Here is a 25791-nt window from a genome sequence, read left to right on the forward strand (position 1 = left end):
GCTCCCCGACCCTTCTCGTTCGCGAAGGCCACGCATGTACTCCCTCCTGTTCCGCACCCTCTTCCGGCGGATGGACCCGGAGAAGGCCCACCACCTGGCCTTCGCCTGGATCCGCCTCGCCGCACGCGTCCCCGTGCTGCGCACCTTCCTGGCGGCGTTCCTCGCACCCCGCCGCAAGGAGCTGCGCGTCGAGGCGCTCGGCCGCCGTATGCACGGCCCCTTCGGGCTCGCCGCGGGCTTCGACAAGAACGCGGTCGCCGTCGACGGTCTGACGATGCTCGGCTTCGACCACGTCGAGATCGGCACCGTCACCGCGCACCCCCAGCCGGGCAACCCCAAGAAGCGGCTCTTCCGCCTCGTCCCCGACCGCGCCCTCATCAACCGGATGGGCTTCAACAACGAGGGCTCGGCCGCCGTCGCGGAGCGCCTCGCGGCCCGTGAGGCGGTCTTCAAGGCGACCGTCGGCGTCAACATCGGCAAGACGAAGATCGTCCCCGAGGAGGAGGCGATCGGCGACTACGTCACCTCCACCGAGCGCCTCGCCGAGCACGCGGACTACCTCGTGGTCAACGTCTCCTCGCCGAACACACCGGGGCTGCGCAACCTCCAGGCCGTCGACCACCTGCGGCCCCTGCTGACCGCCGTGCGCGAGGCAGCGGACCGCACGGTCACGGGCCGCCGCGTCCCCCTGCTGGTCAAGATCGCGCCGGATCTCGCGGACGAGGACGTGGACGCCGTCGCCGACCTGGCCGTCGAGCTGGGCCTGGACGGCATCATCGCCACGAACACCACCATCGCCCGCGACGGGCTCGGCCTCACCTCCGACCCCGCGCTGGTCGCCGAGACCGGCGGCCTCTCCGGAGCCCCCGTCAAGGACCGCTCCCTCCAGGTGCTGCGGCGCCTGTACGCGCGGGTCGGCGACCGCGTCACGCTCATCGGCGTGGGCGGCGTCACGACGGCCGAGGACGCCTGGCGGCGCATCCTCGCCGGTGCCACGCTCGTGCAGGGGTACAGCGCGTTCGTCTACGAGGGGCCGCTGTGGGCCCGCACCGTCCACCGGGGGCTGGCCGAGCGCCTGAGGGCCAGCCCGTACGCCACCCTCGCGGAGGCCGTCGGCGCGGAGACCCGCACGGCGGAGGACGGGGCCCACCCGGACCACCCGGAGGGCCCGGACCGCCCGGAGAAGAGGAGCACCGCAGCGTGACCGCATCCGACGCACAGACCGCCACAGACACCCGTACACCGCTCGCGGAGCCCTTCGGCGCCCGGCTGCGCCGCGCCATGGACGCGCGCGGCCCCCTCTGCGTGGGCATCGACCCGCACCCCTCGCTGCTGGCCGACTGGGACCTGGCCGACGACATCCACGGCTTGGAGCGCTTCACCCGGCTCACCGTCGAGGCGCTCGCTGACCGCACAGCGGTGCTCAAGCCGCAGTCCGCCTTCTTCGAGCGCTTCGGCTCGCGCGGCATCGCCGTGCTGGAGAAGGCCGTGGCCGAGGCCAGGGACGCGGGCGCGGTGGTGATCATGGACGCCAAGCGCGGCGACATCGGCTCCACCATGGCCGCCTACGCCGACGCCTTCCTCGACCCGTCCTCGCCGCTCTTCTCCGACGCGCTGACGGTGAGCCCGTACCTCGGCTTCGGTTCCCTGCGCCCCGCCGTCGAACTGGCGCGGCGCAACGGGTGCGGGCTCTTCGTGCTCGCGCTGACCTCGAACCCGGAGGGCGCCGAGGTCCAGCACGCGGTGCGCGGCGCGACGGCGCTCGACGCGGCCGGGGCGGCCGGGGGAGCGGGGGGAACCGGAGCGGCCCCAGGCACCGGAGCAGCCCACAGAACCGGCTCAGAGGCGCACAGCGTCGCCGCGACGGTGCTGCGGCATCTGGCGGCCGAGAACGCGGGCGCGGAGCCGATGGGCTCCTTCGGGGCCGTCGTCGGCGCCACCCTCGGCGGGACGCCGGGGGAGCTGGGGATCGACCTCGCGATCAACGGCCCGCTCCTCGCCCCCGGCATCGGCGCCCAGGGCGCGACCCCCGCCGATCTTCCGGGCGTGTTCGGCGGCGTGGTGCGCGATGTCGTGCCGAGCGTGAGCCGGGGCGTACTGAAGCACGGCCCCGACATTGGTGGAATGCGAGATTCCGCCCGCCGTTTTGTCGAGGAAGTGCGCGCGGCCGTGAACTGACCCAGAAAAACCGCGCCTGTTTGTCCGGAAATGTCGCTGTCCACGGAGTCTGACCAGGACTTTTCGTCTGTTCTCGCTGACTCTGGCGCCTGTGGCCGCTAGTCTCCGTCGAGAGCACCGCGAACCCTGGGGTCTCCCCAGGTCCGACGGACCGAGGGGACGCGTGGCTCGTTGCTCCGCAGGTGCGGGGCTACTAGGTTCCTCACCGATCCATATCCGACAGTTCGACATCCGAGGTGACGTAGGCGTGGCTCTTCCGCCCCTTACCCCTGAACAGCGCGCAGCCGCGCTCGAGAAGGCCGCCGCGGCTCGCCGGGAGCGCGCCGAGGTCAAGAACAGGCTGAAGCACTCCGGCGCTTCCCTCCACGAGGTCATCAAGCAGGGCCAGGAGAACGACGTCATCGGCAAGATGAAGGTCTCCGCTCTCCTCGAGTCGCTGCCCGGCGTGGGCAAGGTCCGCGCCAAGCAGATCATGGAGCGTCTCGGGATCTCCGAAAGCCGTCGCGTGCGCGGGCTCGGCTCCAACCAGATCGCCGCACTGGAGCGCGAGTTCGGCAGCGCCAACGCCTGATCCGCCCCCGTGTGATGCCCGTGGGCTTCCCGTCCGCGGCTTCCATGGTGGCAAGGCACTGCTGAGAACCGGGATAATCGCTGCATGAGTACCGCAGTCTCCCGGGGGGCGACCCCGGAACCCCCGGTTGGCACACCGCGGCTGACCGTGCTCTCCGGCCCTTCCGGGGTCGGCAAGAGCACGGTCGTCGCGCATATGCGCAAGGCGCACCCCGAGGTATGGCTCTCCGTCTCCGCCACGACCCGCACCCCGCGGCCCCGCGAGGTCCACGGGGTGCAGTACTTCTTCGTGGACGACGAGGAGTTCGACAAGCTGATCGCCAACGGCGAGCTGCTGGAGTGGGCCGAATTCGCGGGCAACCGCTACGGCACACCCCGGCAGGCCGTCCTGGAGCATCTGGAGCGCGGTGAGCCCGTGCTCCTGGAAATCGATCTCCAGGGCGCCCGCCTCGTCAAGGAGGCCATGCCCGAGGCGCAGCTCGTCTTCCTGGCCCCGCCCTCCTGGGAGGAGCTGGTCCGCCGCCTCACGGGGCGCGGCACCGAACCCCCCGAGGTCATCGAGCGGCGCCTGGAGGCGGCCCGTACGGAGCTGGCGGCCGAGTCCGAGTTCGATACGACCCTGGTCAACACCTCGGTCGAGGGCGTCAGCGCCGAACTGCTAGCCTTGATGCGTATCGACTGATCACTAGTGTGCCTGTGCTCCGCTGACTCCACACTCCACCGATCAGCCTTTGACGATCTCCACCCATTCTCCGGAAGGCAGAGCGTGTCCTCTTCCATCACCACGCCCGAGGGCATCATCAACCCGCCGATTGATGAGCTGCTCGAAGCCACCGACTCGAAGTACAGCCTGGTGATCTACGCCGCCAAGCGCGCGCGTCAGATCAACGCGTACTACTCGCAGCTCGGTGAAGGGCTGCTCGAGTACGTGGGCCCGCTGGTGGACACCCACGTCCACGAGAAGCCGCTCTCGATCGCGCTGCGCGAGATCAACGCGGGCCTGCTGACCTCCGAGGCGATCGACGCCCCGCCGGCCGGCGCGCTCCAGTAAGAGACGGCAGCCTTTCACCACGGGCCCGGCAGCGCGGCTGCCGGGCCCGTGGTGTGTGATGTGGGAGTAAGGCAGGCCAGGTATGCGCGGGCCGCGCGGCGCGCACATACGGCGTACGGCGTGTGACGTACGCGTGACGGAAGCTCCGGGTGCCGTCGTGGACGCACCGTGTGTGGGGAGAGGCGAGCGATGGACCAGCGCCGGCACCGGCAGGACGAGCAGAGCGGACAGGGTGAGCGGGGCGAGCGGGGCAGGCCCCGGGTCGTCCTGGGGGTGAGCGGCGGCATCGCCGCGTACAAGGCGTGCGAGCTGCTGCGACGGCTGACGGAGAGCGGCCACGACGTACGCGTCGTGCCCACCGAGTCGGCCCTGCACTTCGTGGGCGAGGCCACCTGGTCGGCGCTCTCGGGCAGCCCGGTGTCCACGGAGGTGTGGGAGTCGGTCCACGAGGTGCCGCACGTGCGCATCGGGCAGGCGGCCGACCTCGTCGTCGTCGCGCCCGCGACCGCCGACGTGCTGGCCAAGGCGGCGCACGGCCTCGCCGACGACCTGCTCACCAACACGCTCCTGACCGCGCGATGTCCGGTCCTCTTCGCGCCCGCGATGCACACCGAGATGTGGGAGCACCCCGCGACGCAGGAGAACGTGGCCACGCTGCGCCGCCGCGGCGCGGTCGTCATCGAGCCAGCCGTCGGGCGGCTGACCGGCGTCGACACCGGAAAGGGGCGCTTCCCCGACCCGGCCGAGATCTTCGAGCTGTGCCGCCGCGTGCTGGCCCGTGGCCCCGAGGCGCCCGCGGCCGACCTCGCGGGCCGCCACGTCGTGGTCAGCGCGGGCGGCACCCGCGAGCCGCTGGACCCCGTGCGCTTCCTCGGCAACCGCTCCTCCGGCAGGCAGGGCTACGCGCTGGCCCGTACGGCGGCGGCGCGCGGCGCCCGGGTGACCCTCGTCGCCGCGAACAGCGAGCTGCCGCCTCCGGCCGGTGTCGACGTCGTGCCCGTCGGGACGGCCGTCCAGCTCAGGGAGGCCGTGGTCAAGGCGGCGACGGACGCGGACGCGGTCGTCATGGCGGCGGCCGTGGCCGACTTCCGGCCCGCCGCTTACGCGCAGGGCAAGATCAAGAAGAAGGACGGCGCTGAGCCCGAGCCGGTCGCGCTCGTGCGCAACCCGGACGTCCTGGCCGAGATCTCCGCCGCCCGGAGCCGTCCGGGGCAGGTGGTGGTCGGCTTCGCCGCCGAGACCGACGACGTCCTGGCGAACGGCCGCGCCAAGCTGGCCCGCAAGGGCTGTGACCTGCTGGTCGTCAACGAGGTGGGGGAGCGCAAGACTTTCGGCTCGACGGAGAACGAGGCGGTGGTCCTCGGCGCTGACGGCAGCGAGACGGCGGTTCCGCACGGTCCGAAGGAGGCGCTCGCCGACACGGTCTGGGACCTGGTGGCGGGGCGTCTGGCGTGACGGGGTGCTGACCGGGCGGCTCACGGGCGCAGGGTGTGGAGACCCGGTGCCGATCCCGTCGCCCCGCCGTTGCGCAAGGGGGCGGAACCCGCCCCTCCGGGTGGCCGGAATAAGCCTCTCCGTATGTCGCTGTCCCGCCGTTTCGTCGGTGCGTCCGGCACCCGACACGCCACGACATATGCCCATGTGGGCCGGACCACCGGGAGGGGGTCAAGGGGTCTCGCATCCTGGAATCGCAGGTCGGAGTCGTGTCGGAGTTCGGGACTCCGTGATTGGATGCGGGTGGAGATGGATAAACTTGGCGGCGGACCGTGCTTGGGCGCAGCCCCCGACCGGTCCGCCCATGTTCAGCCAGCAGCCGCTGCAACCACAGGGAGCGATGTGTCCCGCCGCTTGTTCACCTCGGAATCTGTGACCGAGGGTCACCCTGACAAGATCGCTGACCAGGTCAGCGACACGATTCTCGACGCGCTCCTCAAGGAGGACCCGCACTCTCGGGTCGCCGTCGAGACGCTGATCACCACCGGCCTGGTGCACGTGGCCGGAGAGGTGACCACCAAGGCGTACGCGCCCATTTCGACGCTCGTGCGCAACAAGATCCTGGAGATCGGTTACGACTCCTCGAAGAAGGGCTTCGACGGCGCCTCCTGCGGCGTCTCCGAGTCCATCGGCGCCCAGTCCCCCGACATCGCGCAGGGTGTCGACACGGCTTACGAGAAGCGCGTCGAGGGCGATGAGGACGAGCTGGACAAGCAGGGCGCGGGCGACCAGGGCCTGATGTTCGGCTACGCCTGCGACGAGACCGCCGAGTACATGCCGCTGCCGATCACCCTGGCGCACCGGCTCTCGGAGCGGCTCTCGGAGGTCCGCAAGAACGGGACCATCCCCTACCTGCGCCCGGACGGCAAGACGCAGGTCACCATCGAGTACAACGGCGACAAGGCCGTCCGTCTCGACACCGTCGTGGTCTCCTCGCAGCACGCGGCCGACATCGACCTCGACTCGCTGCTCGCACCGGACATCCGCGAGTTCGTGGTGGAGCCGGAGCTGAAGCGCCTCGTCGACGAGGGCATCAAGCTGGAGACCGAGGGCTACCGCCTCCTGGTCAACCCGACAGGGCGCTTCGAGGTCGGCGGTCCGATGGGTGACGCGGGCCTGACCGGCCGCAAGATCATCATCGACACCTACGGCGGCATGGCCCGCCACGGCGGCGGCGCCTTCTCCGGCAAGGACCCGTCCAAGGTCGACCGCTCCGCCGCGTACGCGATGCGCTGGGTCGCCAAGAACGTCGTCGCCGCGGGCCTGGCCTCCCGCTGCGAGGTCCAGGTCGCGTACGCGATCGGCAAGGCCGAGCCGGTCGGTCTCTTCGTGGAGACCTTCGGCACGGCGACCGTCGACGTGGAGAAGATCGAGCAGGCCATCAGCGAGGTCTTCGACCTCCGCCCGGCCGCGATCATCCGCGACCTCGACCTGCTCCGCCCGATCTACGCCCAGACCGCGGCGTACGGCCACTTCGGCCGCGCGCTGCCGGACTTCACCTGGGAGCGGACGGACCGCGTCGACGCGCTCCGCAAGGCGACGGGCCTGGCCTGACGGCCTGAGCCCGGACCTCAGCAGCCGCGCCTCTCCACCGCGGCGCTGACGCGCACCGCCGAGAGGGCCCGGCCGCGCCTCCACCCGTCGACTGCTGGCGACGGGGGAGGACGGCCGGGCCTTCGCGTGCCCGCGCCCTGGACCCCTCAGCGGCCGGTGCCCCAGCGGGGATCGACGCGGCCCAGCCAGGCGTCCTGGCCGTCGGCCAGCGGCTCTTTGAGGGGGAGGGGCAGAAACCGGCAGGCGAAGGTGAGCCCGGCGTCGTCGCCCTCGCCGTGGACGCGGTGCTCCCACGCCCCGGGAGCGTCAGCGGGCGCCTGGAGGGAGAAGAAGCTGGTCCGTCGTGGCTGTGCCGTGTGAGGGTGCGGCCTGTCCTCCACGGCGATCAGCCTCGCCGCCCTCGCCGTCGCCGTCAGCAGACCGGTTTCCTCCGCGACCTCCCGCAGGACCGCTTCCTCCAGCTCCTCGCCCGGCTGGACTCCTCCCGCGGGAATCTGGGTTCCCGCCTCCGGCATGCCTACGTGGTCGAACACCAGGAGTTCGGGGACGGCACGCTGACGGATCACATACGCGGCGACACGGATTCTGGGTGGGGTCATCCCGGCATTGTCCTTCGTGGCCACCAGGGCCGTCGGACCCGCGCTCCGGACCGGTGGGCGCGGGGCCCGTTGTCGGTGGGGTCTGCTAAGACTGAGGCTGTGAGCAGCGACGACGAGCGGGACGGGACTCCGGCGGCGGAGCCGCCCGAGCAGCTCGCGCTGATTCGGGAGACCGTGCGCAAGCGCAAGCAGCCCAAGGCGAAGCCGCGCACCTGGCGGGGCGCCGCGCTCGCGGAGAGCCGCCCCGTGGCGCGGGTGCTCGTGGACAAGGGCCTGGTCCACCTGGACCGCTATTTCGACTACGCCGTCCCCGCGGCGCTCGACGCCGAAGCCCAGCCCGGCGTCCGGGTCCGTGTGCGCTTCGGCGCGGGCGAGAAGGAGGGCCGCCGCGAAGGGGGGCGGCTGATCAACGGGTTCATCGTCGAGCGGTGCGAGGAGAGCGATTTCCCCGGCGCGCTCGCGCCGATCGCGCAGGTGCTCTCGCCCGAACCCGTCCTCTCGCCCGAACTGCTGCGCCTGTGCCGCGCGGTCGCCGACCGCTACGCCGGATCGCTCGCCGACGTCCTCCAGCTCGCCGTCCCGCCCCGCATGGCCCGCGCCGAGAAGCGCCCCTCGCCCGAACCGCGGCCCCGCCCGGCGCCCCCGGCCCCCGGCGGCTGGGAGCGCTACGCGCAGGGCGCCGCCTATGTCAGGGCACTGGCCGAGGGCGGCGCGCCCCGCGCCGTGTGGACCGCGCTGCCAGGACCCGGCTGGCCCGACGAACTGGCCCGCGCCGTGGCCGCCACCCTCGCCTCGGGGCGTGGCGCCGTCGCCGTCCTGCCCGACGGGCGCACGGCCGCCCGCGTCGACGCAGCCCTCACCGCCCTCCTCGGCACCGGCCACCACGTGCTGCTCACCGCCGATTCGGGCCCCGAGCAGCGGTACGGGCGCTGGCTGGCCGTCAGCAGAGGCGTGGTGCGTGCGGTGATCGGCACCCGGGCCGCGATGTTCGCGCCGGTACGGGACCTGGGCCTGGTCGCGATCTGGGACGACGGAGACTCCAGCCACAGCGACGACCACGCCCCGCAGCCCCACGCCCGCGAGGTGCTGTTGCAGCGCGCCGTCACCGAGCACGCGGGCTTCCTGCTCGGCGCGCACGGCTGCACGGTGGAGGCCGCCCAACTGGTCGAGACGGGCTGGGCCGGGCCCCTCGCGGCCGACCGCGAGACGGTGCGCGCCACGGCCCCCGCCATCCGCACCATCGGCGATCGCGACGAATCCCGGGACGCCGCTGCCCGCTCCGCGCGGCTGCCCAGCGTCGCCTGGGACACGGCCCGCGAGGCGCTGGAGACCGGCCCCGTCCTCGTCCAGGTCCCGCGCCGCGGCTATGTGCCCCGCCTCGCCTGCGAGCGGTGCCGCGAGCCCGCGCGCTGCGCGCACTGCGCGGGCCCGCTGGAGGCGGTCGAGACGGGGGAGTCGGCCGCGGCGGGGGACGGCCTGCGCTGCGGCTGGTGCGCCCGCACCGCGCCCGACTGGCACTGCGCCGAGTGCGGGGGCGTGCGGCTGCGCGGGCAGGTCTTCGGCGCACGCCGTACGGCGGAGGAGCTGGGCCGCGCGTTCCCGGCCGTCCCGGTGCGTACGTCGGGACGCGATCACATACTCGACACGGTCCCGGACCGCCCCGCGCTCGTCGTCTCCACCCCCGGCGCCGAGCCCGTGCCCGAGGGACCCGGATACGCGGCGGCGCTGCTCCTCGACGGCTGGGCACTGCTGGGCCGCCCCGACCTGCGCGCGGGCGAGGAAGCGCTGCGCCGCTGGCTGAGCGCGGCGGCGCTCGTGCGGGGGCCGGACGCCGGGGCCGGGACCGGGGGCGGGGGCGAAGGGGGCAGGGGCGGCGCGGGCGGCAAGGCAGGCAAGGGCGGCAGCGTGATGATCGTCGCCGAGCCCACGCTGCGCCCCGTACAGGCGCTGGTGCGCTGGGACCCCGCCGGGTTCGCGGTGCGCGAGCTGGCGGAGCGCGCCGAGCTGGGCTTCCCGCCCGTCTCGCGGATGGCGGCGGTCAGCGGGCCCGGTGAGGCGGTGGCCGAGCTGCTGGGCCAGGCGGCCCTGCCGCGTGAGGCCGAGGTGCTGGGCCCCGTGCCCCTGCCGGTCACCGCGCCAGGGCGTCCGCGGCGCCCCGGGGACCCGCCCGCGGGCGAGCAGTGGGAGCGCGCGCTGGTCAGGGTGCCCCCGGGCTCTGGCGCCGCGCTGGCCTCCGCGCTGAAGACGGCGCAGGTCGCGCGGCTCACGCGTCGCGAGGGCCCGGCCGTCCACATCCGCGTCGATCCGCCGGACATCGGCTGAGGCCGCCGGACATCGGCTGAGGGGCCAGGCCCGGCACCGTACGAGGGGCGGCTCGTCCTGCGGACACGCCACCGCCCGGCGTGCCGGGGCACACCGGGCGGTGGGGCAACGGCCGCGGAGGGGTCAGCCGTTGCGGGGGCCGGGGAAGGCCCCCGGGCGGTGGTCCTGGGCATGCGCGCGCGGCGGTGGCGAGGGCTGCGCGGGGGGATGGGGCTGGGGCTGCGACGACGGGGGGACGGTCGGCGAGGGGATCGTGGGCGTCGTGGGTGCGGGCTGCTGGCCCGGGACGGAACCCGTCACGGCGCCGTTCACTGAACCCGTCACAGAGCCCGGCATGGAGCGGGCGGCGGGGACCTGGACGGCGGGCCGAGGAGCGCCCTGCGCGCTCGCCGCCTCGTGCGGCGGGCCGGAGGCTGCCGAGGCTGCGGAGGCGGCGGCCGAGGCGTCCGCGCTGTCCCGTACGGCCTCGCGCACGGTGCCGCGCCGCGAGCCGTAACGGCGGTGCACCGCCTGCTTGGTGACGCCGAGCGCCGAACCCACCGCGTCCCACGAGAAACCCAGCGAGCGGTCGAAGTCCACCGCAGCGGTGACCAGCGTCTCCACGCTGTCGCGCAGTTCCTGTGCCAGCCGCACGGTGGGCGCGGGTGCCCTGCCGTAGACGACGAAGCCCGTGGACGGGCCGCTGCGCCGTGGACGGTAGACATTGCCGAGCTGGGCGGTGAGGGTACGCAGCGCGTCCACCTGCCGGCGGACCCGCTCGATGTCCCGTACCAGGAGATGCAGGCTGGCCCTCGCCTGGGCGTCGTGGGTTGCGTGGTCGGCCATGAACAAGCCTCTCGAACCGGCGTGTAAAAGGATGGGACCGCTAAGCGGCCCGTTTCGGTCAATCTCCCTTGACCAACGCCATAACGGTCGCTCTGGTCACGCTGAGGGGGCGTGGGCGGAAGGATGCGGGGCGCGCGGTGCCCCGTACGCCCCCTCGGGCGACGGCCCGTGACGGACCGTAGACTGGGCGCTCTTCGCGCTCGCCCATGCGCACACGCACACGCACCCGCCGTCCGTGAGAGGTAGTTCGCCACCGATGAGGCTCGTCTTCGCAGGCACCCCCGAGGTCGCCGTCCCCGCTCTCGACGCCCTGCTCGCCTCGGAGCGGCACGAGGTCGCGGCCGTCGTGACGCGGCCCGACGCGCGCGCGGGCCGTGGGCGGCACCTGGTTCCCAGCCCGATCGCCCAGCGGGCCGCCGAGGAGGGCATCGAGGTGCTCAAGCCCGCGAAGCCCCGCGACGAGGACTTCCTCGCCCGGCTCCGCGAGATCGCCCCCGACTGCTGCCCCGTCGTCGCCTACGGAGCGCTGCTGCCGCGCGTCGCCCTCGACGTCCCCGCGCACGGCTGGGTCAACCTCCACTTCTCGCTCCTCCCCGCCTGGCGCGGCGCCGCGCCCGTGCAGCACTCGCTGCTCGCGGGGGACGAGATGACGGGCGCGAGCACGTTCCAGATCGAGGAGGGGCTCGACTCGGGCCCCGTCTACGGCGTGATCACCGAAGAGGTACGCCCCACCGACACCAGCGGCGACCTGCTGACCCGGCTCGCCTTCGCGGGCTCGGGGCTGCTCGCCGCCACGATGGACGGCATCGAGGACGGCACGCTCCAGGCCGTGCTGCAGCCCGCCGAGGGCGTCTCCCTCGCGCCGAAGATCACCGTGGACGACGCGCGCGTCGACTGGTCGGCGCCCGCGCTGCGCGTGGACCGGGTCGTTCGCGCCTGCACACCGGCCCCCGGCGCGTGGACGGTGTTCCGGGGCGAACGGCTCAAGGTGCGGTCCGCCGCGCTCGCCCCCGAGCGGACCGGTCTGGCGCCGGGCGAGCTGGCCGTGGGCAAGAACTCCGTGCACGCGGGCACGGGTTCGCACGCGGTGGAGCTGGAGTGGGTGCAGCCGCAGGGCAAGAAGCCGATGAAGGCCGCGGACTGGGCCCGTGGGGTACGGGTCACGGACGCGGAACGCCTCGACGCGTAGCCGGTCCGTGGCGACGGACGTCCCGCTGAGGGCCGGTGACCGGCGCGCGGAGGACGATGCGCGGCTGGTCGGCGCGCGGGCCGTTGGCCGTGCCCCCGGGCGTGCGGCGTAGGCTGAAGAGCGCGGTCACCACAGCCGCTCGCCCCCGCCCTCGTCATCACCGCACCGGAGCACCTTCACCCGTGAGCAATCGGCCACGCCGCCCCGCCAAGCCCTACCGCCGCCCCAAGCGGGACCCCGTACGCATCCTCGCCTTCGAGGCGCTGCGGGCCGTCGACGAGCGGGACGCTTACGCCAACCTCGTGCTGCCACCGCTGCTGCGCAAGGCCCGTGAGGCGGGCGAGCTGGACACCCGGGACGCCGCGCTCGCCACCGAGCTGGTCTACGGGACGCTGCGCAGGCAGGGCACATACGACGCGATCATCTCCGAGTGCGTCGACAGGCCGCTGCGCGACGTGGACCCGCCCGTGCTCGACGTGCTGTCGCTGGGCGCGCACCAGCTCCTCAGCACCCGCATCCCGCAGCACGCGGGCGTGAGCGCGACCGTCGAGCTGGCGCGCGTCGTGCTGGGGGACGGGCGGGCGAAATTCGTCAACGCGGTGCTCCGCAAGATCGCCGCCGACGACCTCGACGGCTGGCTGGACCGCGTCGCGCCCCCGTACGACGAGGACGCCGAGGAGCACCTGGGCATCCGGCACGCGCACCCGCGCTGGGTCGTCTCGGCGCTGTGGGACTCGCTCGGCGGCGGGCGCGCGGGCATGGAGGACCTGCTCGAAGCCGACAACGAGCGGCCCGAGGTCACCCTCGTCGCGCGCCCGGGGCGCTCCACGGCCCAGGAGCTGCTGGACGACGAGCGGGTCGAGGGCGAGGCGCTGCCGGGCCGCTGGTCGCCGTACGCCGTGCGGCTCGCCGAGGGCGGGGAGCCCGGCGCGCTCCAGGCCGTACGCGAGGGGCGCGCCGGTGTGCAGGACGAGGGCAGCCAGCTCGTGGCGATCGCACTCGCGAACGCGCCGCTGGAGGGCGGGGACCGGCTGTGGCTCGACGCCTGTGCCGGGCCCGGCGGCAAGGCGGCGCTGCTGGGCGCGCTGGCGGCCGGGCGCGGGGCCGCGCTGCTGGCAGCGGAGAAGCAGCCGCACCGCGCGGGGCTCGTGGCCCGCGCGCTCGAAGGGAACCCGGGCCCCTACGAGGTCGTGACCGCCGACGGCACCCGTCCGCCCTGGCGCCCCGGCGCCTTCGACCGGGTGCTGGTCGACGTGCCGTGCACGGGGCTCGGCGCGCTGCGCCGCCGCCCCGAGGCCCGCTGGCGCCGTCGCCCCGAGGACCTGGAGGGCTTCGCTCCGCTCCAGCGCGACCTGCTGCGGCAGGCGCTGCGTTCGGTGCGCGTGGGCGGGATCGTCGGCTACGCGACCTGCTCGCCGCACCTGGCCGAGACCCGCGCCGTGGTCGACGACCTGCTCAAGGAGAGCGAAGCGGAACTGCTCGACGCGCGGCCCCTCATGCCCGGCATCCCCGCGCTCGGCGAGGGCCCCGACGTCCAGCTCTGGCCGCATCTGCACGGCACGGACGCGATGTACCTGGCGCTGCTGCGCCGCACGGGCTGAGCGCGGTCCGAGCACGGCCGGAGTGCGGGCCGAAAGGCCCCGGCTGCCCCATGAAGCCTCCCAGGCGAGCCTCGTAGCACCGCTCTGACCTGCGCAGACATCGAAGTTGAGCCGCTACTTGTCAAGTTTCATGGTGGTGAGCTATATACATGGGTGTAGGGCATCGCAGCGCCGGGGACGGCCCGTCTCCGGCCGGATATTCGCTCGCGGAAGGAGATGACCGTGATGCTCATGCGTACCGACCCGTTCCGTGACCTCGACAGGCTGGCCGGGCAGGTCTTCGGGACCGCCGCGCGTCCCGTCGGGATGCCGATGGACGCCTACCGTCATGGCGACGAGGTCGTGGTCCACCTCGATCTGCCGGGCGTCGACCCCGAGTCCGTGGACCTGGATGTCGAGCGGAACGTGCTGACCGTCCGCGCCGAGCGCCGCTCCCCGGCGCCCGAGGGCGCCGAGCAGATCGCCGCCGAGCGTCCGACGGGGCGCTACAGCAGGCAGATCTTCCTCGGGGACACCCTGGACACCGACCGGATCAGCGCCTCCTACGACGCGGGTGTGCTCACCGTGCGCGTCCCGGTCGCCGAGCAGGCCAAGCCCCGCAAGATCCAGATCAGTGGAGGCGGGGAGGCACGGCAGATCGCGGGCTGAGCGCTTCACCGGCGCCGGTTCGCGCCACGGCCCGGCCCTGTCCGGCCCCCGGCCGAAGCCCGCCCCCGCCCCCGCCCCCGTCTCTCCCTCCGGCCCGCGGCCCCGCCGCGGGCCGCTTCGCTGTCCGGCCCGGCCCGGACCCCGGGGCTGCCCCCTCTGCCGCCCCCAAGTCCCGCTCCCCGTAAGGTCGTTGACGGCGGCGGGGGAGACGCGGAGAGGGGCGACCTTCGCCCCGTACCGTCCGCCGCGCATGATCGGGACCGGTGAACCGGGGGCCTATGGTTGGCTGGGCAGGGTCGCGCTTTTCCGGGAGCGGTCCCATGCGCGGACACGCTCCCCCGTCGGCTGCTGAGGCCGCCCTCGGAACGGTGCTGGCCGCTTGCTGATACGGAGGCCGCTCAACGCCTCTGACCTGCGGTTTTGTGATAGGTGTAACGTATGGCTCTGATCAATCCCAGCATCCTTTCCGCGGACTTCGCCCGTCTCGCCGACGAGGCCAAGGCCGTCGAGGGCGCCGACTGGCTCCACGTCGACGTGATGGACCAGCACTTCGTCCCGAACCTCACGCTCGGGGTCCCGGTCGTGGAGTCGCTGAGCAGGGCGACGGACATCCCCCTCGACTGCCACCTGATGATCGAGGACCCGGACAGCTGGGCCCCGCAGTATGTGGAGGCCGGGGCCGGTTCCGTGACCTTCCACGCCGAGGCCGCCGCCGCGCCCGTCCGCACGGCCCGCGAGATCAGGGCCAAGGGCGCCCGCGCCTCGATGGCGCTCAAGCCCGCCACACCCGTCGAGCCCTACGAGGACCTGCTGCCCGAGCTGGACATGCTGCTCGTGATGACGGTGGAGCCGGGCTTCGGCGGGCAGGCGTTCCTCGACATCATGCTGCCGAAGATCCGCAGGACGCGGCAGCTCATCGACAAGCACGGTCTGGAGATGTGGCTCCAGGTCGACGGCGGAGTCTCCGCCTCCACCATCGAGCGGTGCGCGGAGGCGGGCGCCGACGTGTTCGTCGCGGGTTCCGCCGTCTACGGCACCGACGACCCCTCGGCCGCCGTGCGCGCACTGCGCACCCAGGCCGAGGAGGCCGCTGGCCGGGCCTCGTGCTCCCACTGAGTACCCCCGGCGTGCGCGCGCCCGCATCGGTGCACCGTGCACAAGTGGGATCAAGGTCACGCCGGATCTGCAAGGATGAACGCCCAGCGCTATTGCGCACATACAGCAGGACAGTGAGGTGAGTGCGGTGTCGTCGGGTCGGACCACACGTATGGGGCCCGCCGAGCTCATGCAGGCGGCGGCGATGGCCCGTCGCTTCTACCTCGAGGGCAAGTCCAAGATCCAGATCGCCGACGAGTTCGGGGTGAGCCGCTTCAAGGTGGCGAGGGTGCTGGAGACGGCCCTTGAGCGGGACCTGGTCCGGATCGAGATCCGGGTTCCGGCAGAGCTTGACGCCGAGCGCTCCGACGCGCTCCGCGCCCGCTACGGGCTGCGGCACGTGGTCGTGGTCGAGTCCCCCTCGGGGACCGTGAACGAGCCCGCTTCCTCCGAGTCAGCCGACGACGGCGCCGACCCGGAGAACCTGGGCGAGGTCGCGGCCGACCTCCTCGGCGAACTGGTCACCGAGGGCGATGTCCTCGGCCTCGCCTGGGGGCGCTCCACCATCCACATGGCCACCGCGCTGCGGCAGTTGCCGCCGTGCACCGTCGTCCAGCTCACCGGTGTCTACGACGCGGGCACGGCCGACCGAGGCTCCGTCGAGGCCGTGCGCAGGGCGGCCGAGGTCGCCGGGGGAGAGGCGCACCCCATCTACGCGCCCATGCTGCTGCCCGACCCGTCGACGGCCACCGCGCTGCGCAGCCAGACCGGCATCGCCCGCGCCTTCGAGTACTTCGACAAGGTCACCGTCGCCGCGGTCTCCATCGGCTCGTGGGAGCCGGGCATCTCGACGGTGCACGACATGCTCAGCGACGAGGAGCGCGCGCACTACTCCTCGCTGGGCGTCGCCGCCGAGATGTCGGCGCACCTCTTCGACGCGCACGGCCGCCGCATCGGCCGCGATCTCGGCGAGCGCTGCATCACCGTCGAGGCGGAGCGGCTGCGGCGCATCCCCGAGGTCGTCGCCATCGCTGGCGGCCACCGCAAGGCGGCGGCGGTCGGCGCTGTGCTGCGCTCGGGGCTCGTCACCAGCCTCGTCACGGACACGGCCGCGGCGGACTTCCTGCTGACGGAGATGGGCCCGGGGCCGAGGCCCGCGCTGGAGAGGGCCGACCCGGACGGCGCGTGATCCGGTTCGGACCGGCCCAGTCCGACCCAGCGGGGGACGGAGCCTCACGGAGCCGTACGGGGGCGCGTCCTGAGGCGTCGGCATACGCACCGTTCCGGGTGGTGGGACGCTCTCTCGTTCGAATAAAGGAAGCGTTAAGATCCTCCTTGGCCGTGTCCGCGAGAGACGGCTCGTCCGCGCACACGTCCGAGGAGGCCGAGGCAGCCATGACCACGCAGCGCACCCCGCTGCCGGGAGTCGGCACGCAGTACGACATCGCCACACGCGCAGGCCGCCATATCTCTGTCGTCGCCCACCAGGACGGACGCCGCTTCATCGGGTTCTTCAACCCCGAGGACCCCGACGCCTGCCAGGCCACCGTACCCCTCGACCCGGACGAGGCGGCCTCGCTGGCCGACCTCCTGGAACCGGCGGAGGGGCCCAGGCTCGGCACGGGCGACCTGGATCTGGACCTGGTCACCGAGCGGATCCCGCTCACCAAACAGTCCCCGTACCGCGGCCGTCCGCTGGGCGACACCCGCGCCCGCACGCTCACCGGCGCCTCCATCGTCGCCGTGCTGCGCCGCACGGGTCCGATCCCCTCGCCGGGCCCGGACTTCCGGCTGGAGGCGGGGGACGCGCTGGTCACGGTCGGCACCCGTGAGGGCGTGGACGAGCTGACCCGCATCATCTCGGGCACCTGAGACGGGCGTCTGGGACAGGCACCTGAAACGGGCGACTGAGACGGGCGACTGAGACGAGCATCCAGGGCAAGGACGCGTAAGGCGGAAACAGCACAGAGAGGCCGGGGGGCTTCGGGCGGTCCGGGAGCGGGAGCGGGGCCGGGACCGGGCGAACGAGACAAGGGCAAAGAAGGGGCAGGTCCAGCACGTGCACGACACCACCGTCCTCCTGATCGAGCTGGGGGCCGTGATCCTCGGCCTGGGCCTCGTCGGCCGCTTCGCCGGGCGCATCGGTATGTCCCCGATCCCCCTCTACCTGCTGGGCGGGCTCGCGTTCGGGCAGGGCGGCTTCTTCCCGCTGACCTCCACCGAGGAGTTCATCGAGGTGGGGTCCGAGATAGGGGTGCTGCTGCTCCTGCTGCTGCTCGGTCTGGAGTACACGGCGTCCGAGCTGGTGACCAGCCTCAAGACCCAGTACCCCTCCGGCATCGTCGACTTCCTGCTCAACGCCACCCCGGGTGCCGTCGCCGGGTTCCTGCTCGGCTGGGGTCCTGCGGCGATCGTCGCGCTCGCGGGCGTCACCTGGATCTCCTCGTCCGGCGTCATCGCGAAGGTCCTCACCGAACTCGGCCGCCTCGGCAACAAGGAGACCCCGGTCATCCTCGGCGTGCTGGTCATGGAGGACCTCTCCATGGCCGTCTACCTTCCACTGCTGACCGCGCTGCTCGCCGGGGTCGGGTTCGCGGGCGGCAGCGTCACGCTGATCATCGCCCTGGGCACCGTCGGCCTCGTCCTCTACGCCGCGCTCCGGCACGGCCGGGCCATCAGCAAGGCCGTCAGCTCCGACACCCCCGAGATGCTGCTCCTCGTCGTGCTCGGGCTCACGCTGCTGGTCGCGGGGATAGCTCAGAAGCTCCAGGTCTCGGCCGCCGTCGGCGCGTTCCTCGTCGGCATCGCGCTCTCCGGCGAGACGGCCGAGAACGCCCGCGCCCTGCTGACCCCGCTGCGCGACCTCTTCGCCGCGATCTTCTTCGTCTTCTTCGGGCTCTCGACGGTCCCGTCGGACATCCCGCCCGTGCTGTTCCCCGCGCTGCTGCTGGCCGTCGTGACCATCTGCACCAAGGTCTTCACCGGCTGGTACGCGGCCAGGCGCGCCGGGATCAGCCCGCGCGGACGGCTGCGCGCCGGCGGGGCGCTGGTGGCGCGCGGCGAGTTCTCCATCGTCATCGCGGGACTCGCGGTCAGCGTCGAACCCCGCATCGGCCCGCTCGCGACGGCGTACGTCCTGCTGCTCGTGATCGCGGGCCCGCTCGCCGCCCGTTGGACGGCTCCCGCCGTGGAGGGGGCGCGCCGCCTGCTGGGCCGCACACCGCCCGCGGGCCCCGCGGCCAAGGCGCCGACGGCCACTGCCGAGACGGCGGAACAGCCGCTGTCGAGCTGACGCGGCGCGCCGGGTGACGGGACGTCAGGAGAGCGCGTGCTCCCTGGCCTCGCCGCCCGCCTTGGCGCACGCGGCGGCGAGCATGACGCGGTCGAAGTCCTCGTCGCCGAGCAGGCTGCACAGCCCCAGCACGGTGTGCCAGGCGACCTCGGCGGTCTCCGGCACCCGTTCGCCGTAGCGCTCCTTGAGCGCCTGCGCCAGGCACGTGCTGTACGGGCGGGAGGGGAACTCGGCGAAGGGCTCCCGCTGGTGGTCGAGGGCGCGGACGACGCAGTCCAGGAACGCGGCGTAGTCGGCCTCGCCCATGAGGTGGTGGAGGCTGCGCAACTGGGCGCAGGCCGCCCTGATCCTGAGCGGCCAGCCGCGCGGACGTCCGAAGTGCTCCTCCAGGGCGTCGGTCAGAAATGCCTGGTTCTCCAGGGCGTCCAGAAGATCGCTCATGCCCCATCGCTAGCCGATCCTCTTCCGGAACGGCACGAGGCGCGCGTGAACCGCGCGCGGGTTCGCACGAGCGCCCCACGCCATGCCCCCACCTGGGTCAACGGCCGGAGGACGGCGAACTCTCCTCAACTGTTCCCCATGGTTCCCCCATGGCTCCGTCACGTTTCCCCCTGTTTTCCCGCCATGGGGCAGCGCTGTCGCGCCCAGTGCCGCCGCCGCTCGTGCGCCCTGGCGCCGGTGCCGCCGGGGTGTGCCGCGCGGCTGGAAAGGGGCGTCGGCCGAGCCCGGTCCTTGCGCAATTCACGGGGGTGCGGAGAGTGGGGGTGCGGTGAGTGAGTGGGGGCCGGGCCCAGGCCCGCGGGGCTGGACCGGACCGGCCGGACGGTCCGGCGCGGCGGCCCGAGGGGAAAGCGGGGTGAACGGATGGGGCACGCGATCGTGCTCGGAGCCGGAATCAGCGGTCTGCTGGCGGCCAGGGCGCTGGCGTGGCACTTCGACCGGGTGACAGTGGTGGAGCGGGACCGGCTGCCGGGTGAGGCGGTGCCGCGTCGCGGGGTGCCGCAGGGGCGGCACGTGCACGCGCTGCTCGCGCGCGGAGGGGAGGCGATCGACGTGCTCTTCCCCGGCCTCACCGGCGAACTGGAGAGCCTGGGCGCCCCGGTGAGCACGCTGCTGACCGAGGCGTCGTACAACCTCGCCGGGGGCGAGCTGGCGCGCGGGGACATCGGGGCGCGCATGGTGCAGGCGTCCAGACCGCTGCTGGAGTCGGTGGTACGCGAACGGGTGGCCGCGCTCGGCCAGGTGAAGATCATCGAGGGGTACGACGCGACCGGGCTGACCGCCGAGGGCTCGCGTGTCACCGGCGTACGGATACGGGCTCGCGGGCGCCCGTCGACGGCCGAGGATGGCACGAGCGGGGAAGTGGTGCGCGGCGAGCTGGTCGTGGACGCGCTCGGACGTGCGGGGCGCAGTGCCGCGTGGCTGGCGGAACTGGGGTACGCGCGCCCGTCGGAGCGACGCGTCAAGGTCGATCTGGGCTACACCAGCCGCCTCTTCCGCATGCCCGAGGACGCGCTCGGCTCCGACAGGGTGCTCCTCGTCGCCTCCGTGCCGGGGCACCCCACCCGTGGTCTGGCCGGGATGCTCCAGGAGGGCGACCGCTGGCTGCTGACCCTCTCCGGGGTGCAGGGCGACCATCCGCCCACGGATCTGGCGGAGTTCAGGGCCTTTGCCCGCACCTTCGTGCCGCCGCGTGTCGAGGCGGCGCTGAGCAGGGCCGAGCCACTGGACGACGGGTTCGCCTACCGCTTCCCCGACGGCGTGCGGCGGTGGTACGAGAAGCTGACGGCGCTGCCCGACGGGCTGGTCGCCGTCGGGGACTCGGTGTGCAGCTTCAACCCCGTGTACGGGCAGGGCATGACCGTCGCCGTGCTGGAGGCCCAGGCCCTGGAGCGGTGTCTGCGGGAGGGCGGCCAGGAGGAGCTGCCGCGACGTTATTACCGCGCCGCGGCCAAGGTGCTGGACACCCCGTGGCGGTTCGCGGCGGAGGCCGATCTCACGCTGCCGGGGGCCGAGGGCAAGCGGGCGCGGAGCGCCCGGCTGGCGAGCGGCTACATGCTGCGGCTGCGCCGGGTCGCCCACCACGACCCCGTGGTGGCGGCGGGCCTGCTGCGGGTGACGATGCTGCTCGACCCGCCCTCGGCGCTGTTCGCGCCGCGCATGGCGGCCCGGGTGCTGCGTGGCCCGGAGGCGGCGGCGCGCGGGAGACGGCGCCGCTGAGCGGGGGCCTTCCCGGGACCGGCGCGGGGCCCGACAGTCCCGCGTCCGGGCGGGGTTGACGTGTGTCGTCAGTGATGAAGATATGGCGAGGATTGTGAAGAACCTTTAGCTGTTCGTGGCGATCGTCACACCAATGGTGAACACTCTGCGTCTTCTTCGGATTACTCCTAGCGTGCGTGACAACGGGGTTGCGGTGACCGACCACCCAGTCGGATACCCGTTCAGCGGTCAACCGCTGACGGTTTCCGCGCTGCCCGACGAGAAGGGGTTTCGCATGTCAGGGGCACTGCCGCCACCGGGGGAACGCGCGCGCCGCGAGGAGAACGGAGCGGGGAGGAGGAGCGGGCGGAACGGGAACAGCGGGAACAGCGGGCATCTGGTGGTCGTGCCCGCGCTCGCCGAGTCGCTGATCGAGCAGCTTCCGCAGCTGATCGACCAGCTCATGGAACTGATCGTCGACCGTCAGGAACTGGTCCTGGAAAAGGACACCGAGGCCGAGTTCCGGCGCTCGCTGCGCGAGAACGTCCTCGCCTTCCTCCGGATGCTCGCGGGCATGCCGCCCCTGGGGGACGACGCCGTCACGGCCCCCGAGGAGTGGGGGCACTGCCGGGCCCGCAAGGGAGTGACCGTCGAGTCCCTGCTGCACACGCACCGGCTCGCCACCCAGGTGCTGTGGCAGCGGCTGTTCGACCAGGCGCGCTCCGGGCCGCCCGACACGGTGCAGCGGCTCATCGACGAGAGCGGCCCCGTCTGGGAGGCGCTCGACGGCTACTCCCACGCCCTCATCGAGGGGCACCGCGCAGCCCGTACAGGCAACCCCGCCTGGCGCACGGCGGAGCGGCGCAACGCGCTCCTCGACCGCCTCATCGACGGGCGCGGCGCCGAGCCGTCCGTGGCCGCCGAGGCCCAGGTCGTGCTCGGCTTCCCCCGGCAGGGCCGGTTCGTGGTGATCGTCGCGCCCCGACGGCCGGGTCTTGGCCCGTTCCCGGGGCTGGGATCAGGACCGGGATCCGGATCGGGGTCGGGGTCGGGCCACGGACCGGGCCAGAGCCAGGGCCCTGGGGCCGGTGAGCGGCCCGCGCATCCGCTCGGCCGCGCCGTCCCCGCCGGGGCGGTACGGGCCGCGTGGCGCGTGCGGGCCGACCGCGAGATCGGCGTGCTGGAGCTGGGCCGTACCCCGCTGCGGCGGCTCACCGACTGGCTCGCGGCAGCGGACACGCGCCGCGTCGGCGTCTCGGCCGAGGTCGGGACCCTCGCCGAGGTGGCGACGGCGCACCACTACGCGGAGACGGCTCTCCAGACGCTGGCCGCGCCCGGCGCGACCGGTGTCGCCGTCTTCGACGACCGGCTGCTGGAGGCACTCGTGGTGACCAGCCCGTACGTCGCGCGGCGCCTGGCGAAGCACACGTTCCGACGGCTCCTGGAGTGCGACCGCCAGGGCAGGGAGCTGTTGCTGGACACCCTCGACGCCTGGTTCCGCAGCGGCCGTTCCGCCTCCAAGGCCGCGCACCAGCTCCACTGCCACCGCAACACCGTCCTCAACCGGCTGCGCCGCGTCGAGGAGCTGACCGGCGGCTCGCTCGACGACGAGCGCCACCAACTGGCCTGCCAGATGACCCTCGTCGCGCTGCGTACCTTGCCGTCGGGAGCCGGCCCGAGCGGTGTGCGCGGCGCACAGTGAGCGCGGCGGAATCCGCAGCAGCCGGTCATGGATCGGCAGGTGGCGCGGTGTGAGGCTGAGCGCGGGGGCCGAGCGGGGGGCCAACGGGACCACACGAGACCCGGTACCGGGGGATCACGAGACCACGGACCGCGGCAGCGGGCCAGGGGAGTGCTGTAGTGACGGCTGCATACGTCGACTCGTACGCGCACGACTTACCCGTTCCCCGAGCGTCCGTCCACGACGTGTCCGTCCACGACGTGTCCGGAGCGGGCGGCGGCGCGCGGGCGGGGGAGCCGCGGTGAACGGGGCGAACGGCGTGGGCGGGGTGAACGACGCTGGCGGCGCGTGCGGGGTGACCGTGGAGGCACTGGCCCGCGCGGGACTGACCTGGCACGCCTCCGGCCAGGCGGCGCTGAGCGGGCCCCTGCTGCGCCTCGCAGAGGACTGCGACCGCGCCTTCCTGCGGCTCGCCGCGATCTGGGGCGCGGAGGAGGAGCGGCACCCGGCGGCGCTGCCCGCCGAGAGCGCCGAACGGGCCGGGTACCTGCGCGCGTTCCCGCACCACGCCGTCCTCGCCACCGGACTGCGCCCCGACGAGCACAGCCTCAACCGGTTCGTCGACGGGCCGGGCGTGGACGCCAGTGGCCGCGTCGTCGGCGCCGAACTCGCCCCGCCCGAGCGTGTGCTGACCCCCTCGGCCTGCTACCACCTCTACGTCCGCCACCAGGGCGCACGGCTGGAGCGCGCCCTGTATCTGACGACCCGTAACACCTGCTTCAGGAACGAGGGGAGCTACGCGCCGCTGCGCCGCATGAGCAGCTTCACCATGCGGGAGATCGTCTGCGTCGGTACGGGCAGGGAGACCGCGTCCTTCCTGGAGCGTGGCCGCGCGGTCGTGGACCGGTTCGGCGCGCTGGTGCAGGTGCCGCTGCGCTGGCGCCGGGCGACCGACCCGGTCTTCCGGCCCGGCCGTGACCCGCGCGGCGTCTTCCAGCGCGTACAGCCCGTCAAGCGGGAGGCGCTCTACGGCGGCGACGACGGTGACGGAGACGGCGGCCTCGCCCTCGCCTCGGCGAACCGGCACCACGACCACTTCGGCACCGCCTTCGGCATCACGCGCGGCGACCGCCCGGCCCACAGCGCCTGCACGGCCTTCGGCGTCGAGCGGTGGCTGCTGGCCGTCGTCGACAGGCACGGCACGGACCCCGCCTCCTGGCCCCAGTTGGAGGACGCGGCCGTGCGGGTGCGCGACGGCGCGTGGACGCGGGGCGGTGCGGCGTGAGCGCCGTGACCGGACGCGCGGAGGGCCCCGTGGCGGGGCGTCCTTCGGGGCGCGACGCGCGGGTGCTGACCGTGCTGACCCGTGCCCGGCTGCCCGAGCGGACGCTGACCCGCCGCGAACGCGCCACCGTCCGGGCGCTGTCCGGCGAGGAGCGGCAGCGCCAGTGGCTGATCTCGCGGTTCGCGCTGCGGCTGCTCCTCGGCATGCTCGGCGAACCGGCCGACACGGCCGGATACGCCTTCCCGCACCCGTGGCTCTCGCTGTCCCACACCAGGGGCGCAGCGGCGGCGGCAGCGGCGGCGTACGCCGGGCCCGCGCTGGCCGGGGTCGGCGTGGACGTCGGCGTCGACGCCGAGGCCGGGGCCGACGCCGTACGGGCACGGACCGTGCGGCCCGACGCGGGCCGCTTCTTCCTCGGCGACCGCGAGCGCGACTGGCTCGCGGGGCTTCCGGAGACGGAGCGGGCCGACGAACTGGCGCGGCTGTGGACGGTCAAGGAGGCCCTGCTCAAGGCCGACCCCGCCAACGCGCGCACCACGCTCGCCGACTACCTCCCCGCGAACGCGGCGGCGCGGCAGGGGCGGGCGGGGCGGAGCGGCGGTGAGGCGGAGGGCGAGGGCGGTGCCGTCTTCGGCTACGCCACGGGGCACTGCGGTGACACCTGGCTGACGGTGGCCGCGGCCTTTCACCGGCGCTCCGGGTCCGGGTCCGGAGCCGGGTCCGGGGACGATGAAGGGGGCGTCCCGGAGCCGTCGGCGCCCGCGCCCTCTCCGCCGCCGCCCTCCGTCACGTTCGACGAGGTCGCCGCGCGCGTCGGCGCGACGCTGTCCCTGCCCGTCGAACGGCTCACGCCCGCGACCACCCTGCGCGAACTGGCCGCCGAGAGCTTCCTGCTGGTCGAGATGGCGGTGGACCTCGAAGAGGAGGGCGATGATGTGCGGGCGCACGCCCGGCTGCGCGAGGTGACCACGCTCGGCGACCTGGCCCGGCTGCTGGGCCGGCCGTGAGGCGTCCGTGGCGGCCGGTCGACGCGCCCGGCTTGGCGGTGTGGGGGGCCGTGCCGCTGCTGGCCGTCGCGGGTGCGGCGCTGGCCCTGCTCGTCCTCCCCGCGCTCGCCCCGCGCGCCGCCACCCCGGAGGGGCACGGCGCGTCCGACGGGTGGGCCCGTCGCGTGGGCGACGGCCCCGCGCACCGGATCGTCGTCACCTCCCCGTCGTCCCCGTCGTCCCCGTCGTCCCCGACGTCGCGGGGCGGCCGGGCCGACGCGACGGGAGGGGAGGTGCGGACGCGGCCCTCGGCCGCCGTCGCCCGCCGCGACCTCGCCGTACTCCCCGCGCGCCCGGCGCACCCCACACGTCCCTCGGACCCCGCACTCTGGCCGCTGCTGCTCAACTTCGCGCTCATCGCCACACTCCCGAGGCTCCTCGCGGGGCTGCTTCCGCGTCCCGACGGCGAACTCCCCGCACGCTGGTGGCTGACGGCGCTGCCCCTTCTGGCGGCCCCGCTGTTCGCCGCGGGCGCCGCCGTGCTGGGGTGGCGGCCCCTCACCCCCGTCGGCTGGCAGGCTCCGCTGACCGGCGCCTCGCTGACCCTGAGCGCGGCGTCCGTCTTCCTGATCGCCAGGGTCCTCGGCAGCCACGGCGACCACCGCTCCACGTGGGAGGGGGACGGGGAGGCGCCCCACCGGCTCGTCACGCACGGCCCCTACGCGCGCGTGCGCCACCCCCTCTACGCCGCCTTCCTGCTGGCCCTCCTCGCGGCCCTCGCCCTGCTGCCGCACGGGGTGACCCTCGCCGCGCTCTGCTACGGAGGGGTCGCGCTGCACGTCAGCGCGGCGCGCGAGGAGCGGCGCATGGTCCGTTCGCCGCGTTACGGGGCCGAGTACCGGCGCTACATGGCCCGCACCGGACGCTTTCTCCCCGCGCTCCCACGCGCCGGGATCCGGCGGCCGGGCCGGGCACGGGGGTAATCCGACGCGGACCGAACCGCACACGGACCGAACCGACCGGACCGGCCGGGCCCCGAATCCGGAGGGGCCCAACGACGGTGAGAATTCACGGCCGTTCCTCTCCCGCGAACGGGAACGGGAACGGCGGGTGGGGTGGCCGGAAATGAGGTGTTTCACGGAGGATACCGGGTCATAAGCTTCTGCACCGTCGCGAGCAGGCGACGGGTACTGCGGAATGACGCACTGTCTGATTGTGTATT

At 73.7% G+C, this 25791-nt stretch carries 23 protein-coding genes; 20 read left to right on the forward strand and 3 right to left on the reverse strand.

The genetic code is table 11. The features are described 5' to 3' along the window. Positions 1-34 precede the first annotated feature (34 nt). The 7 genes from ACYVOO_RS15000 (at position 35) to metK (ending at position 6847) form a co-directional block, all read left to right on the forward strand. Complete coding sequence (locus tag ACYVOO_RS15000; protein WP_461016133.1) at positions 35-1204, forward strand: quinone-dependent dihydroorotate dehydrogenase; 1170 nt, start codon at positions 35-37, stop codon at positions 1202-1204. Further along, positions 1201-2178, forward strand: a complete 978-nt coding sequence (pyrF, locus tag ACYVOO_RS15005) for an orotidine-5'-phosphate decarboxylase (RefSeq protein WP_461016134.1) — start codon at positions 1201-1203, stop codon at positions 2176-2178. Before ACYVOO_RS15000 ends, pyrF begins: the two co-directional genes overlap by 4 nt. A 247-nt stretch (positions 2179-2425) precedes the next feature. Continuing rightward, positions 2426-2749, forward strand: a complete 324-nt coding sequence (locus ACYVOO_RS15010) for an integration host factor (protein ID WP_453350834.1) — start codon at positions 2426-2428, stop codon at positions 2747-2749. Between the two features lie 84 nt (positions 2750-2833). Continuing rightward, complete coding sequence (gene gmk, locus ACYVOO_RS15015; RefSeq protein WP_461016135.1) at positions 2834-3430, forward strand: guanylate kinase; 597 nt, start codon at positions 2834-2836, stop codon at positions 3428-3430. 84 nt (positions 3431-3514) lie between these two features. Further along, a complete protein-coding gene (rpoZ, locus tag ACYVOO_RS15020; RefSeq protein WP_453350836.1) occupies positions 3515-3799 on the forward strand; it encodes a DNA-directed RNA polymerase subunit omega in 285 nt (94 codons plus the stop codon). A 189-nt stretch (positions 3800-3988) separates the two neighbouring features. After that, a complete protein-coding gene (gene coaBC, locus ACYVOO_RS15025) occupies positions 3989-5254 on the forward strand; it encodes a bifunctional phosphopantothenoylcysteine decarboxylase/phosphopantothenate--cysteine ligase CoaBC (protein WP_461016136.1) in 1266 nt (421 codons plus the stop codon). A 381-nt stretch (positions 5255-5635) separates the two neighbouring features. Next, a complete protein-coding gene (gene metK, locus ACYVOO_RS15030) occupies positions 5636-6847 on the forward strand; it encodes a methionine adenosyltransferase (protein ID WP_453350838.1) in 1212 nt (403 codons plus the stop codon). A gap of 146 nt (positions 6848-6993) precedes the next feature. Here metK and ACYVOO_RS15035 read toward each other — a convergent pair whose 3' ends face one another. Next, entirely contained in the window at positions 6994-7446 is a 453-nt protein-coding gene (locus tag ACYVOO_RS15035; RefSeq protein WP_461016137.1) for an NUDIX hydrolase, read from the reverse strand. Positions 7447-7545: 99 nt separating this feature from the next. Here ACYVOO_RS15035 and ACYVOO_RS15040 point away from each other — a divergent pair, with 99 nt between their 5' ends. Continuing rightward, positions 7546-9768, forward strand: a complete 2223-nt coding sequence (locus ACYVOO_RS15040) for a primosomal protein N' (RefSeq protein WP_461016138.1) — start codon at positions 7546-7548, stop codon at positions 9766-9768. 123 nt (positions 9769-9891) lie between these two features. Here ACYVOO_RS15040 and ACYVOO_RS15045 read toward each other — a convergent pair whose 3' ends face one another. After that, entirely contained in the window at positions 9892-10593 is a 702-nt protein-coding gene (locus ACYVOO_RS15045; RefSeq protein WP_461016139.1) for a hypothetical protein, read from the reverse strand. Positions 10594-10849: 256 nt separating this feature from the next. Here ACYVOO_RS15045 and fmt point away from each other — a divergent pair, with 256 nt between their 5' ends. The 7 genes from fmt (at position 10850) to ACYVOO_RS15080 (ending at position 18418) form a co-directional block, all read left to right on the forward strand. Beyond that, positions 10850-11782 carry a methionyl-tRNA formyltransferase gene (gene fmt, locus ACYVOO_RS15050; RefSeq protein ID WP_461016140.1) on the forward strand — a complete coding sequence of 311 codons (933 nt, stop codon included), beginning with the start codon at positions 10850-10852 and terminating at the stop codon, positions 11780-11782. Between the two features lie 182 nt (positions 11783-11964). Further along, positions 11965-13383: an RsmB/NOP family class I SAM-dependent RNA methyltransferase gene (locus ACYVOO_RS15055; RefSeq protein ID WP_461016141.1), complete on the forward strand. Its 1419-nt coding sequence runs from the start codon at positions 11965-11967 to the stop codon at positions 13381-13383. 225 nt (positions 13384-13608) lie between these two features. Next, positions 13609-14031: an Hsp20/alpha crystallin family protein gene (locus tag ACYVOO_RS15060; protein ID WP_461016142.1), complete on the forward strand. Its 423-nt coding sequence runs from the start codon at positions 13609-13611 to the stop codon at positions 14029-14031. A 438-nt stretch (positions 14032-14469) separates the two neighbouring features. Continuing rightward, positions 14470-15147 (forward strand): ribulose-phosphate 3-epimerase, encoded by a 678-nt coding sequence (rpe, locus tag ACYVOO_RS15065; RefSeq protein WP_461016143.1) that lies wholly within the window; start codon positions 14470-14472, stop codon positions 15145-15147. 151 nt (positions 15148-15298) lie between these two features. Further along, on the forward strand, positions 15299-16315 hold the full coding sequence (locus tag ACYVOO_RS15070; protein ID WP_461016144.1) for a sugar-binding transcriptional regulator: 1017 nt from the start codon (positions 15299-15301) through the stop codon (positions 16313-16315). A 206-nt stretch (positions 16316-16521) separates the two neighbouring features. Then, positions 16522-16998 carry a cation:proton antiporter regulatory subunit gene (locus ACYVOO_RS15075; RefSeq protein WP_453347889.1) on the forward strand — a complete coding sequence of 159 codons (477 nt, stop codon included), beginning with the start codon at positions 16522-16524 and terminating at the stop codon, positions 16996-16998. Between the two features lie 187 nt (positions 16999-17185). Then, a complete protein-coding gene (locus ACYVOO_RS15080) occupies positions 17186-18418 on the forward strand; it encodes a cation:proton antiporter (RefSeq protein WP_461016145.1) in 1233 nt (410 codons plus the stop codon). 24 nt (positions 18419-18442) lie between these two features. Here ACYVOO_RS15080 and ACYVOO_RS15085 read toward each other — a convergent pair whose 3' ends face one another. Further along, positions 18443-18859 carry a hypothetical protein gene (locus tag ACYVOO_RS15085; protein ID WP_453347879.1) on the reverse strand — a complete coding sequence of 139 codons (417 nt, stop codon included), beginning with the start codon at positions 18857-18859 and terminating at the stop codon, positions 18443-18445. Between the two features lie 423 nt (positions 18860-19282). On the opposite strand from ACYVOO_RS15085, the gene ACYVOO_RS15090 reads away from it, so the two are divergent. From ACYVOO_RS15090 to ACYVOO_RS15110, 5 genes are all read left to right on the forward strand, one after another. Beyond that, positions 19283-20638: an FAD-dependent oxidoreductase gene (locus tag ACYVOO_RS15090; protein WP_461016146.1), complete on the forward strand. Its 1356-nt coding sequence runs from the start codon at positions 19283-19285 to the stop codon at positions 20636-20638. A gap of 274 nt (positions 20639-20912) precedes the next feature. Beyond that, positions 20913-22319, forward strand: coding sequence for a PucR family transcriptional regulator (locus ACYVOO_RS15095; RefSeq protein ID WP_461016147.1), 1407 nt, complete (start codon positions 20913-20915; stop codon positions 22317-22319). 280 nt (positions 22320-22599) lie between these two features. Beyond that, complete coding sequence (locus tag ACYVOO_RS15100) at positions 22600-23583, forward strand: class-II aminoacyl-tRNA synthetase family protein (RefSeq protein ID WP_461016148.1); 984 nt, start codon at positions 22600-22602, stop codon at positions 23581-23583. Continuing rightward, the gene (locus ACYVOO_RS15105; RefSeq protein ID WP_461016149.1) at positions 23580-24590 is read left to right on the forward strand and encodes a 4'-phosphopantetheinyl transferase superfamily protein; all 1011 of its coding nucleotides are present in this window, start codon (positions 23580-23582) and stop codon (positions 24588-24590) included. Before ACYVOO_RS15100 ends, ACYVOO_RS15105 begins: the two co-directional genes overlap by 4 nt. Before the next feature lie 38 nt (positions 24591-24628). Further along, on the forward strand, positions 24629-25552 hold the full coding sequence (locus ACYVOO_RS15110) for a methyltransferase family protein (RefSeq protein ID WP_461016193.1): 924 nt from the start codon (positions 24629-24631) through the stop codon (positions 25550-25552). The last annotated feature ends 239 nt before the right edge of the window (positions 25553-25791 follow it).

Source organism: Streptomyces daliensis (assembly GCF_054782395.1).

Excerpts from the sequence above, each read along its gene's own strand:
- ACYVOO_RS15000 (WP_461016133.1), top strand. The coding sequence starts at position 35 with ATGTACTCCCTCCTGTTCCGCACCCTCTTCCGGCGGATGGACCCGGAG.
- gmk (WP_461016135.1), top strand. The coding sequence starts at position 2,834 with ATGAGTACCGCAGTCTCCCGGGGGGCGACCCCGGAACCCCCGGTTGGC.
- coaBC (WP_461016136.1), top strand. The coding sequence starts at position 3,989 with ATGGACCAGCGCCGGCACCGGCAGGACGAGCAGAGCGGACAGGGTGAG.
- ACYVOO_RS15035 (WP_461016137.1), bottom strand. The coding sequence starts at position 7,446 with ATGACCCCACCCAGAATCCGTGTCGCCGCGTATGTGATCCGTCAGCGT.
- ACYVOO_RS15045 (WP_461016139.1), bottom strand. The coding sequence starts at position 10,593 with ATGGCCGACCACGCAACCCACGACGCCCAGGCGAGGGCCAGCCTGCAT.
- fmt (WP_461016140.1), top strand. The coding sequence starts at position 10,850 with ATGAGGCTCGTCTTCGCAGGCACCCCCGAGGTCGCCGTCCCCGCTCTC.
- ACYVOO_RS15060 (WP_461016142.1), top strand. The coding sequence starts at position 13,609 with ATGCTCATGCGTACCGACCCGTTCCGTGACCTCGACAGGCTGGCCGGG.
- rpe (WP_461016143.1), top strand. The coding sequence starts at position 14,470 with ATGGCTCTGATCAATCCCAGCATCCTTTCCGCGGACTTCGCCCGTCTC.
- ACYVOO_RS15070 (WP_461016144.1), top strand. The coding sequence starts at position 15,299 with ATGGGGCCCGCCGAGCTCATGCAGGCGGCGGCGATGGCCCGTCGCTTC.
- ACYVOO_RS15075 (WP_453347889.1), top strand. The coding sequence starts at position 16,522 with ATGACCACGCAGCGCACCCCGCTGCCGGGAGTCGGCACGCAGTACGAC.
- ACYVOO_RS15085 (WP_453347879.1), bottom strand. The coding sequence starts at position 18,859 with ATGAGCGATCTTCTGGACGCCCTGGAGAACCAGGCATTTCTGACCGAC.
- ACYVOO_RS15090 (WP_461016146.1), top strand. The coding sequence starts at position 19,283 with ATGGGGCACGCGATCGTGCTCGGAGCCGGAATCAGCGGTCTGCTGGCG.
- ACYVOO_RS15095 (WP_461016147.1), top strand. The coding sequence starts at position 20,913 with ATGTCAGGGGCACTGCCGCCACCGGGGGAACGCGCGCGCCGCGAGGAG.